This window comes from Brevirhabdus sp. (genome assembly GCF_052826345.1).
In genome coordinates, this window is record NZ_JBRBUA010000117.1 from 26277 (window position 1) to 36255 (window position 9979).

Consider the following 9979-nt stretch of genomic DNA (forward strand, 5'->3'; position numbering starts at 1 on the left):
GCGAAAGACGCGCCGGAAAGATGCGCCAGCGGAGCGGCTCAGCCGTTGCCGCTGCGGCAGAACAGGCCCGCGTTTTCCGCCGCGCGCCGCAGCGCCGAGGCTTTGTTGACGGTTTCCTCGTATTCCGCGGCCGGGTCGCTGTCGAAGACCACGCCGCCACCCGCCTGGATATAGAGCTTTTCATCCTTGATGACGCCGGTGCGCAACGCGATGCACATGTCCATGTCGCCATTGGCGGCGAAATAGCCGCAGCCCCCGCCGTAGACGCCGCGTTTTTCGGGCTCTAGCTCGTCGATGATCTGCATGGCGCGCACCTTGGGCGCGCCCGATACCGTGCCCGCGGGCAGCCCGGCCAGCAGCGCCGACAGCGCGTCGTGGTCGTCCGAGATCTCGCCCACCACGTTGGAGACGATGTGCATTACATGGCTGTAGCGCTCGATGATGAACTGCTCGGTCGGGTGGACGGTGCCGACCTTGCAGACGCGGCCGGTGTCGTTGCGCCCCAGATCCAGCAGCATCAGATGTTCGGCCAGTTCCTTTTGGTCGGACAGCAGGTCCAGCTCCAGCGCCTTGTCTTCCGCCGGGGTCTTGCCGCGCTTGCGGGTGCCCGCGATGGGACGGATCGTAACCTCGCCCTCGCGCAGGCGCACGAGGATCTCGGGGCTGGCGCCGACGATCTGGAAGCCGCCGAAGTTGAAATAGAACATGAAGGGCGAGGGGTTCGTCTGCCGCAGCGAACGGTAGAGCGCGAAGGGCGGCAGCGGAAAATCCTGGGTCCAGCGCTGTGCGGGCACGACCTGAAAGATGTCGCCCGCGCGGATGTATTCCTTGGCGCGTTCGACCACCGCCATATATTCGTCGCGGGTGAAATTCGACACCGGCGTCGCGGCGGGGCGTGCGTCGCCCAGGGTTCGGCCTGCATCGCCGGGCTGCCGGTCGAGATCGCGAATCGCGTCCATCACCCTCTCGGCCGCCTGGGCATAGGCCGCGCGCGCCGACAGGCCGCTGTCGGCCCAGGCCGGGCTGACCACCGTGACCTCGCCCTTGACCCCGTCGAGCACCGCCACCACCGAAGGACGCAGCATCAGCGCGTCGGGAATGCCCAGCGGATCGGGGTTTTCCTGCGGCAGCTGTTCGACCAGCCGGATCATGTCATAGCCCAGATAGCCGTAAAGCCCGGCCGCGATGGCGGGCAGTTCCTGCGGCATCTCGATGCGGCTTTCGGCGATGACCTCGCGCAGGGTGTCCAGCGGATCGCCGGGCGCGTCGACAAATCCTTCGGGGTCGAAGCGGGCGTTGCGGTTGATCCGCGATGCGCCGTCGCGGCATTCCCAGACCAGATCGGGTTTCATCCCGACCACGGAATAGCGCCCGCGGACCTCGCCCCCGGTGACCGATTCGAGGATGAAGCTGTCGCGCCGGGCCTCGGTCAGTTTCAGCATCAGGCTGACCGGCGTATCCAGATCGGCGGCCAGCTTGGCATAGACCACCTGGTTGCGGCCCGCCTCATGGGCGGCGGCGAACTGCTCGAAGGAGGGGACGAGGTTCATCTTGGACGCGCCTTCTTGACGGGATCAGGGAAACTGCGCGTTGACGGAATTGATCGCCGTCTGGTTCAGCTGCACGCCCGCGCGGCCCTGCAGCGCGGCGCCGTAAAGGCGCAGCAGGTCCTGCGCCTGTCCCTGACGGATCTGTTGCGACAGCAGCACCGACAGCGCGGTGACCTCCTTGTCGTCCTTGGCGGGCGGGGTGATCGCGGTCAGCCGCAGAAGGTAGATCGACCCGTTGGCGCCATCGACGGTCGCGATGTCGCCCACCTTCATCTCGAAGGCCTTCTGGACGAGCGCGGGGGGCGCGTCCTTGACGGTCTCGTCGCGCTTCAGCCCTTCTTCCTGCGTCGCCTCGAGGGACAGATCGGCGAAGCTCGCGCCCTGTTGCAGATCCGGCGTCAGCACCTCGGCGCGCGCCATCAGCCGTTCGCGCAGCGCCTGGGCGGTCCAGCCCGAGAACACATCCTGGCGCACCTGATCGAAGGGCTGCAGCTGCGGGGGGATGACCTCATCCAGCCGCAGGGCAAAGACGCCGCCGTCGGCCAGCGGCTCGATCTGCGGGAAGTCGTCGGGCTTGGCCTGCGCCGCGGCCGTGCGAAAGGTCTCATAGCCCGCGATCGGCTCGGTGCTGCCGGGGCGCAGGTCGATGGTGCCGAGCTCCAGATCGGTTTCCTTGGCGATTTCCTCCAGCGTGGCGCCGCTGGCGAGCAGATCGTCGACCTGGGTGGTGATCTCGGTGATGCGGGTCACGGCGCGCTCGGTGCCGATGGTCTTGCGCAGCTCGTCGCGGACCTGATCGAGCGGGGTTTCCTGCGCGGGCAGGATGCCGTTCACCCGAAACAACGCAGGCCCGAGCGTGGTTTCCACCGGACCCACGATGCCCGGTTCCTTCTGCGCGAAAAGCGCCGATGCGGCGGCTTCGCTGACATTCTTGGCGGCCACTTCGCCCATGTCGACATCGTCGAGGGTCAGGCCGCGTTCGGCCACCAGCCCCGCGAAATCGATGCTGCCATCGTCGAGCCGCGCGCGCGCGTCCTGCGCCTCCTGCTCGGTGGCGAAGATCAGGCGTTCGACCAGGCGCTTTTCGGGGATCTGGTACTGATCGGCGCGCGCGGCATAAAGCTTGGCGATATCCTCCTCCGAGACCTCGACCGTGTCGGCCAGCATCGCGGGCGTGATCCAGGCATAGGTGATCCTGCGCGCCTCGGGCAGGGAGAAGGCGTCGGAATTGGCGTCGTAATAGCTGCGCAGCTCCGCGTCGGTGGGTTCGGGCACCGGGGCATCGCGGCCGGTCATCTGGACCCATTCGAAACTGCGGGTTTCGGCCACGTAGTTCAGCAGCGTGTCGGTATAGACGTCAGGGGCGGGCAGCCCGCCCGAGACCGCGTTTTCCAGCAGCGAGCGGGTGGTGTCGGCGCGCACCATCGTCTCGAATTCGGCCGGTTTCAGGCCGGACTGGCTGAGAACATAGGCGTAGGTGTCGCGATCGAAGGTGCCGCCCTGGCCCTGGAACGGCTGCATCCCGATGATTTCGGTGCGCACGGCCTCATCGCCCACCGAAACGCCCATGCGCTTGGCCTCTTCGGCGATGGCGGCCTGGGAAACCAGTCGTCCCAGAACGGCGGTGTCGAGCCCCAGCGCCCGGGCGTCGTTCATCGTGACGGCCTGTCCGGTGCGCTGCTGGTAGGAGCGCAGCTCCTGCTGGAGGGCGCGCGAATACTCCTGCACGTCGATTTTCGTGTCCCCCACCGAGCCGATCGCATTGACCGAGCCGCCGAAATTGCCGATCCCGAATCCGGCCAACCCCAGGACCAGCAGACCCAGAAGCACATAGACAAAGATATTCGTGCCTTTTGAACGCAGGCCACCAGCCATAGAAGACGCCTTTCCTAGCAAAGCTTTCCGTGTTTCCTAGTGCCTGCGGCGAGGCGGGGCAAGCTCTAGAGGGACAGCGCCGTCAACCGCGCGAACAACGCCGCTATGCCTGCCCGGTCGACATTGGCGAATGCGATCCTGATCTGCGCCTCGGCCCGGCCGTCGCCGCCGCGGGACCGGGTGGGCGCGAACATGGTGCCGGGCAGCATCAGCACGCCCGCCTCGCGCACCGCCTGCCGCGCCACCGCCTCCGCATCCAGATCGAACGGATGCGCGACATAGGCGAAATAGGCCCCGCACCCCAGCAGGCGCCAGTCCGCAAGCGATTGAAACCCCTGCGTCATCGCCGCACGGCGGGCCAGGATCTCTCGGCGCTGCTCGGCCAGCCAGCCCGACAGGTTGCGCATCCCCCAAAGCGCCGCGCGCTGCGCCAGCTGGTTGGGGCAGATCGTGTCGGCATCGAGGAATTTCTCCACCTGGGCCAGCCGGGCGGGGCTGGCCACCATGGCGCCGACGCGGTGGCCGGTCAGCCGGTAGGCCTTGGAAAAACTGTAGAGCTGGATCAGCGTGTCGTCCCAGTCGGGGTCGGTAAAAAGATCGTGGGGCGCGCCCTCACGGCTGTCGAAATCGCGGTAGGTTTCATCGACGATCAGCGCGATGCCCCGGCTGCGCGCCAGATCGCGGAAGGCCGCGACCAGCGCGGCGGGGTATTCCACGCCGCCGGGGTTGTTGGGGCTGACCAGGACGATGGCGCGCACCCGCTCATGCAGCAGCGCGGCGGCGCGGTCGGGGTCGGGCAACAGATCGTCGCCCGTGGGCAGCGGCAGCGTCTCGACGCCGCTCATCTGCAGCCACATGCGATGGTTGAAGTACCAGGGCACAGGCAGCATCACCGCATCGCCCGGCCCGGCCAGCGTCGCCACCGCCGAGGTGAAGGCCTGGTTGCAGCCCGAGGTGATCGCGACCTGCGCCGGGTCGAGGGTGCCGCCATAGGCCGCGGACCAGTCGCGGGCCAGCTGCGCGCGCAGCTCCGGCAGGCCGAGGACCGGGCCGTAAAGATGCGCTTGCGCATCGTTCAGCACGATCTCGGCCATGGCGCGGCGCATGGGTTCGGGCGGCGGATCGACGGGGGCGGCTTGCGACACGTTGATCAGGGGACGGTCGGCGGGAAATTCCACCCCCTCCAGCCAGCGCCGCGCCTCCATCACCGGGGGCGGCGGGGTGGCGGAGATATGCGCATTGACAGGCTTGATCATGCGGTGGCCTTTCCTTTGTGCGCGGTTTTCCCATGCGCTACGCGCGCGGCACCCCCGGCCCATGATTGCCAGCCCGTGATCTGCGGCCCGTGATCTGTGGCGCGTGACGCTCGGCGCGGGGGCGCTCAATCCTTGCCGCGGTAGGGCTCCACGTATTGCAGCGCCATGTCCCAGGGGAAAAAGATCCAGGTGTCCTGGCTGACCTCGGTGATGAAGGTGTCGACCATCGCGCGGCCCGCGGGCTTGGCGTAGACGGTGGCGAAATGCGCTTTGGGATAGAGGTCGCGCACCAGTTCCAGCGTGCGGCCGGTGTCGACCAGATCGTCCACGATCAGAATGCCCGCGCCGTCGCCCATGACCTCGGGCAGGGGGGCTTTCAACACGCTCGCCTCTGACTGCGACTGGTGGTCGTAGGATTTGACCGAAATCGTGTCGACCGTGCGGATGCCCAGTTCGCGCGCGACGATCATCGCGGGGGCCATGCCGCCGCGGGTGATCGCGACCACGGCGCGCCAGCCGCCGTCTTCGGGGCCCTCGCCGTCGAGCCGCCATGCCAGCGCGCGGGAATCGCGGTGGATCTGGTCCCAGCTGATGTGAAAGCCTTTTTCGTGCGGAAGTCGGTCGCTCATGTCATCTGTCCATCGGTCGTTTTTGGGCCTTGTCCACGCCGTGCCTCAGCGCCATCGGGCCAGCCCGGGTGATGTCGGCCCGTGTAATGCCGGCCCGCGTGATTCCGGCCCGTGTGTGGCCAGTCCGCGTGATCTCAGCCCCGCGTGATATCGGGGGCGTCGGGGTTTTTCATGCCGACGACGTGATAGCCCGCGTCGACGTGGTGCACCTCGCCGGTGACGCCCGAGCCGAGATCCGACAGCAGGTAAAGCGCGGATTTTCCGACCTCGTCCTGGCTGACGGTGCGGCGCAGGGGGCTGTTGTATTCGTTCCATTTCATGATGTAGCGGAAATCCCCGATCCCCGAGGCCGCCAGCGTCTTGATCGTGCCCGCGCTGATCGCGTTGACGCGGATGTCGTCGCGGCCCAGATCCTCGGCCATGTAGCGGACGGAAGCCTCGAGCGCGGCCTTGGCCACGCCCATGACGTTATAATGTGGCATGACCTTTTCGGCGCCGTAATAGGTCAGCGTCAGGCAGGAGCCGCCGTCGGTCATCATCCGCGATGCGCGCTGCACCACCGAGGTGAAGGACCAGACGGAAATATCCATCGACATCAGGAAGTTGTTCTTGGAGGTGTCGACGTAGCGCCCGCGCAGCTCGTTCTTGTCCGAAAACCCGATGGCGTGGACGATGAAATCCAGCTTGTCCCAGCGTTCGCCAAGCCCGGTGAACAGCAGGTCGATCGAGGCCTCGTCGCCCACGTCGCAAGGCAGCACGATATCGCTGCCCAGTTGTTCGGCCAGCGGGCCCACACGCTTTTTCAGCTGTTCGCCCTGATAGGAAAATGCAAGCTCCGCGCCCTGTGCCGCGCAGGCCTTGGCGATGCCCCAGGCAATCGACTTGTCGTTCGCAAGACCCATTATAAGCCCGCGCTTGCCGTCCATAAGCCCAGTTGCCATAAGAATTCCTTCGCCTCTGCCGAGAAGTCCGCCTGCTTTAGGCCAAACTGCCACTTGCATCAAGACCGCTTGATTGCGACTGTCGCCCGCGCAGGGCAGGAGGAGGCGGCTTTGAGCGACAGGCAGGGGATTTTCGCGGGGGACGATCCGTTTCGGATCGCGCGCGACTGGCTGGCCGAAGCCACGAAATCCGAGCCGCGCGATCCCAACGCGATCGCCCTGGCGACCGTCGATGCGGCCGGGCTGCCCAACGTGCGCATGGTCTTGCTGAAGGCGATCGAGGATGCGGCCTTCGTGTTCTACACCAATTACGACAGCGTGAAGGCCCGCGAAATCACCACCGGGGGCAAGGCCGCCTTCGTGATGCATTGGAAGTCGCTCAACCGCCAGATTCGCGTGCGCGGCGATGTGGAAAAGGAAGACGGCCCGAGCGCGGATGCGTATTTTGCCACCCGCTCCCTCAAAAGCCGTCTGGGCGCGCGCGCGTCGAAGCAGTCGCAGCCGCTCGACGCACGCTCTACCTTGATGGCCGCCGTCGCGGGGCAGGCGGCGCGCCACGGGCTGAACCCGCCGCGTCCCGCCTACTGGGGCGGCTTTCGCATTCGTCCGGTCGAGATCGAATTCTGGGCCGACGGCGAATTTCGTCTTCACGACCGATTTCGCTGGACCCGCGACGCATCCTTTGAAAAATGGAGCATCTCGCGGCTTTATCCGTGAATGCTGCCACTTTTTTGACAAAAGCTTTTGCAATAGACAGTTTTTAGTGCTTGCCAGGCTCAATTCGTGGGCTTCTGATTGTGAAGGCGGGAAAGAGTGCCGGTATGTTGATGGGACCGCAAAGTGGTGATGTGGCATCTAGCCGTGTCATGCACGGCCATGTGAAATGGTTCGACCAGACCAAGGGGTTCGGCTTTGTCGTCGCGGATGACGGCGGGCCCGACATTCTGCTGCATGCGAACGTGCTGCGCAATTTCGGTCAAAGCTCGGTCGCCGATGGCACGCCGCTTGAGATTCGGGTGCAGGAAACCGCGCGCGGAATGCAGGCCACCGAGGTTCTGGTGATCGGTGAGGTCGCGCCCGATCCCGACAGCCACGGTGACATTTTCCCCGGCTTCGACGGCGATATCGAAACGCTTCAGCTGCACGCCGCGCGGGTCAAATGGTTCGACAAGGGCAAGGGCTTCGGTTTCGCCAATACCTTCGGCTGTCCCGAAGACGTCTTCATCCACATCGAGACCCTGCGCCGCAACGGCTTTGCCGATCTGCTGCCGGGGGAGGCGATCTGCATCAAGGTCGCCGAAGGCGAGCGCGGGCTGATGGCTGTCGAGGTCAGAAGCTGGGAAATGGCGGCACGCAAATCGTGAGGGGACCCATGACGATGTTCAGCATGAAGTCCGTTCGGGGGGTGGCGCTGGTTCTGGGACTGGCCGCGTCGCTGCCGACCGCCGCCGCCGCCGGTGTCTGCAAGGACGATCGGGTCGATCTGCGCGGCGACTGGGGCAAGGCCGCTTTCACCGTGGCGGTTGCCGACACCGCCGCCGAGCGCAGCCAGGGGCTGATGAACGTGCCCGAGATGGCGGCCGGTGCGGGGATGCTTTTCGTCTACCCCTCCAGCCGACGCGCGACGTTCTGGATGCGCAACACGCTCATCCCGCTGGACATGATCTTCGCCGACGAGGCCGGGCGCGTGACGCGTGTGCATTCCAATGCGGTGCCGCTCGACGAGACGACGATCGACGGCGGGCCGGGGGTGCAATACGTGCTGGAAATCAACGGCGGTCTGGCGGAACGCCTGGGCATCGCGCCGGGCACGCAGCTGCGCCACAGCGCCATTCCCGCCACCCGCGCCGCCTGGCCGTGCGAGTGATCGCACCCGAGGCCGCGGGGGCGGCCACGCCCGACGGCACCGGCCCCGAGTTTATGCTTTCCATCCCGGCGCGCTGTCGCTAGAGATCGGCGCAGTTCGGGGCGTAGCGCAGCCTGGTAGCGCGACGGTTTTGGGTACCGTAGGTCGCAAGTTCGAATCTTGCCGTCCCGACCAGTTTTTCCGACCCACGCAAAGTCTGCCCCACGCAGCTATGAAAACGGCCCGCCGGGGCGGGCCGCATCCTGTCACGGGGCGGTCGTTCAGTCGATGCCGTTGGCGGCGGCGGTTTCCTGGTCGATCGTGCAGGCGGTGTCGTCGCTGCCCACGAATTCGGACAGCGCGCTGATGTCCAGATCGCAGACATTGGCCGCGACGGAAATCGGCACCTGTACCACATTGTCGTCGACCGACACGTTCACCAGGCCGGACTGGTCGCCGCCGTCCGAACCCTGCTTGATCTTGGGGTCGTTGCCGGCGTTGTTCTTGGCGGCCTTGATGCCGTTCTGCGCGGCGGTGCTCTGGTCGATCGAGCAGGCGGTCTCGTCGCTGCCCAGGAAGCCGGACAGGGCGCTGACGTCCACACCGCAGGCGTTGGCGGCGACGCCGACGGGCACCTGCACGACATTGTCATCGACGCTGACGTTGACCAGGCCGGTCTGATCCGCGCTGCTGCTGTCGTTCTTGCCCTGCTTCATCTTCGGGTCATTGCCGGCGTTGTTCTTGGCAGCCTTGATGCCGTTCTGCGCGGCGGTCTTCTGGTCGATCGAGCAGGCGGTATCGTCGCTGCCCACGAATTCCGACAGGGCGGCGACATCGATGCCGCAGGCGTTTGCGGCAACCGCCACGGGCACCTGAACGACGTTGTCATCGACGCTGACGTTGACCAGACCGTCCTGGGTCTGCGCGAAAGCGGCGGGGGTGCCCAGCATCAGGGCGGCGATTGCGGTCGCACTCAGGAATTTCATTCGGAAGTCCTCCACTCGGTACATTTACGGTTCACGCGCTGCCGGTCTCCCGGTCGGGTTGCGTGTCTTGAGAACCGACAACCCTGAGGCGGGTCATCTGTTCCTTAGGCACCTTCGCGCTGTGCTCCGGGTAGGCGGAAACCTGCGGCCGGGACCGGACACCATATCTGGGAATACGGGCCTGCACAGCGGGGCATTGATTCGGCGCGGATCGCGGTGATCGGGCGGGCAGAGCCACCAACAATAGACATTTCCCGGCAGCAAAGGCGGGTTTGCCACTACATGTAGTTTCCGAGGCCGATGCTGTGGGTAACTGCCCCCTGCGCGCGCCGTGACGGGCCTAACCCCGTGCATCGCATGGCAATATTCCCGACGGCGATATTCACAGGCCGCTGGGGATCAACAGAGTGAATCGTGTATGGGCGTCATGCGGGGTCGCTTTGGCGGGGGGTCAACTGAAAAACCCGCCTCCATGGCCAGAAAAATTCGTTGACCTGACCGGCCGATCCACGCCAGATTGTGTTAACGCAGGTTGCCACCACTACATATGGTGGCACCGCCCTGGCCCTGACTGCTAGACCTCATTGCTGATCGCGGCGCGGATGACTCCGCGGCCGCGAGAAGGAGAAATGCGGGCGCGCCCGGGCGACGAGCATATGTGCGGCACCCGCCGCAAAGCCATAATGACGAATGAAGGCGAGACGAGGCACCATGAAAATCGACCGCAAATTCACCGACGCCGGAAAAGATGCCTACGCATCGCTGGAATTCACGCTGACCTCCTCCGAGATCCGCAACCCTGACGGTACTATCGTCTTCAAGCTCGACGCGGTCGATGTGCCCGCAAGCTGGAGCCAGGTCGCCTCGGACGTGTTGGCGCAGAAGTATTTCCGCAA

The 9979-nt window shown here is 65.6% G+C and carries 10 protein-coding genes and 1 tRNA gene; 5 read left to right on the forward strand and 6 right to left on the reverse strand.

The genetic code is table 11. The annotated features are described in order from the left end of the window. Positions 1-38: 38 nt before the first annotated feature. From trpE to fabI, 5 genes are all read right to left on the reverse strand, one after another. Positions 39-1550 carry an anthranilate synthase component I gene (trpE, locus tag ACU0BR_RS13980; protein ID WP_446157447.1) on the reverse strand — a complete coding sequence of 504 codons (1512 nt, stop codon included), beginning with the start codon at positions 1548-1550 and terminating at the stop codon, positions 39-41. A 24-nt stretch (positions 1551-1574) separates the two neighbouring features. Then, on the reverse strand, positions 1575-3425 hold the full coding sequence (locus tag ACU0BR_RS13985; RefSeq protein ID WP_446157448.1) for a peptidyl-prolyl cis-trans isomerase: 1851 nt from the start codon (positions 3423-3425) through the stop codon (positions 1575-1577). A 65-nt stretch (positions 3426-3490) separates the two neighbouring features. Beyond that, positions 3491-4681 carry an aminotransferase gene (locus tag ACU0BR_RS13990; RefSeq protein WP_446157449.1) on the reverse strand — a complete coding sequence of 397 codons (1191 nt, stop codon included), beginning with the start codon at positions 4679-4681 and terminating at the stop codon, positions 3491-3493. A gap of 125 nt (positions 4682-4806) precedes the next feature. Then, positions 4807-5310, reverse strand: a complete 504-nt coding sequence (gene gpt, locus ACU0BR_RS13995) for a xanthine phosphoribosyltransferase (protein ID WP_446157450.1) — start codon at positions 5308-5310, stop codon at positions 4807-4809. A 134-nt stretch (positions 5311-5444) separates the two neighbouring features. After that, positions 5445-6251 (reverse strand): enoyl-ACP reductase FabI, encoded by an 807-nt coding sequence (fabI, locus tag ACU0BR_RS14000; RefSeq protein WP_446157451.1) that lies wholly within the window; start codon positions 6249-6251, stop codon positions 5445-5447. A gap of 111 nt (positions 6252-6362) precedes the next feature. Between fabI and pdxH the strand changes: the two genes are divergently transcribed. From pdxH to ACU0BR_RS14020, 4 genes are all read left to right on the forward strand, one after another. Further along, positions 6363-6968 (forward strand): pyridoxamine 5'-phosphate oxidase, encoded by a 606-nt coding sequence (pdxH, locus tag ACU0BR_RS14005; RefSeq protein ID WP_446157452.1) that lies wholly within the window; start codon positions 6363-6365, stop codon positions 6966-6968. A gap of 110 nt (positions 6969-7078) precedes the next feature. Further along, a complete protein-coding gene (locus ACU0BR_RS14010) occupies positions 7079-7615 on the forward strand; it encodes a cold-shock protein (RefSeq protein WP_446157455.1) in 537 nt (178 codons plus the stop codon). A gap of 14 nt (positions 7616-7629) precedes the next feature. Then, positions 7630-8118 (forward strand): DUF192 domain-containing protein, encoded by a 489-nt coding sequence (locus tag ACU0BR_RS14015; RefSeq protein ID WP_446157456.1) that lies wholly within the window; start codon positions 7630-7632, stop codon positions 8116-8118. Positions 8119-8215: 97 nt separating this feature from the next. Continuing rightward, a tRNA-Pro gene (locus ACU0BR_RS14020) sits at positions 8216-8292 on the forward strand. Positions 8293-8378: 86 nt separating this feature from the next. Here the strand turns inward: ACU0BR_RS14020 and ACU0BR_RS14025 are convergent. Continuing rightward, complete coding sequence (locus ACU0BR_RS14025; protein WP_446157453.1) at positions 8379-9083, reverse strand: hypothetical protein; 705 nt, start codon at positions 9081-9083, stop codon at positions 8379-8381. 711 nt (positions 9084-9794) lie between these two features. Here ACU0BR_RS14025 and ACU0BR_RS14030 point away from each other — a divergent pair. Then, positions 9795-9979 (forward strand): hypothetical protein (locus ACU0BR_RS14030; protein WP_446157454.1); only part of this gene is annotated, 185 nt, incomplete at its 3' end.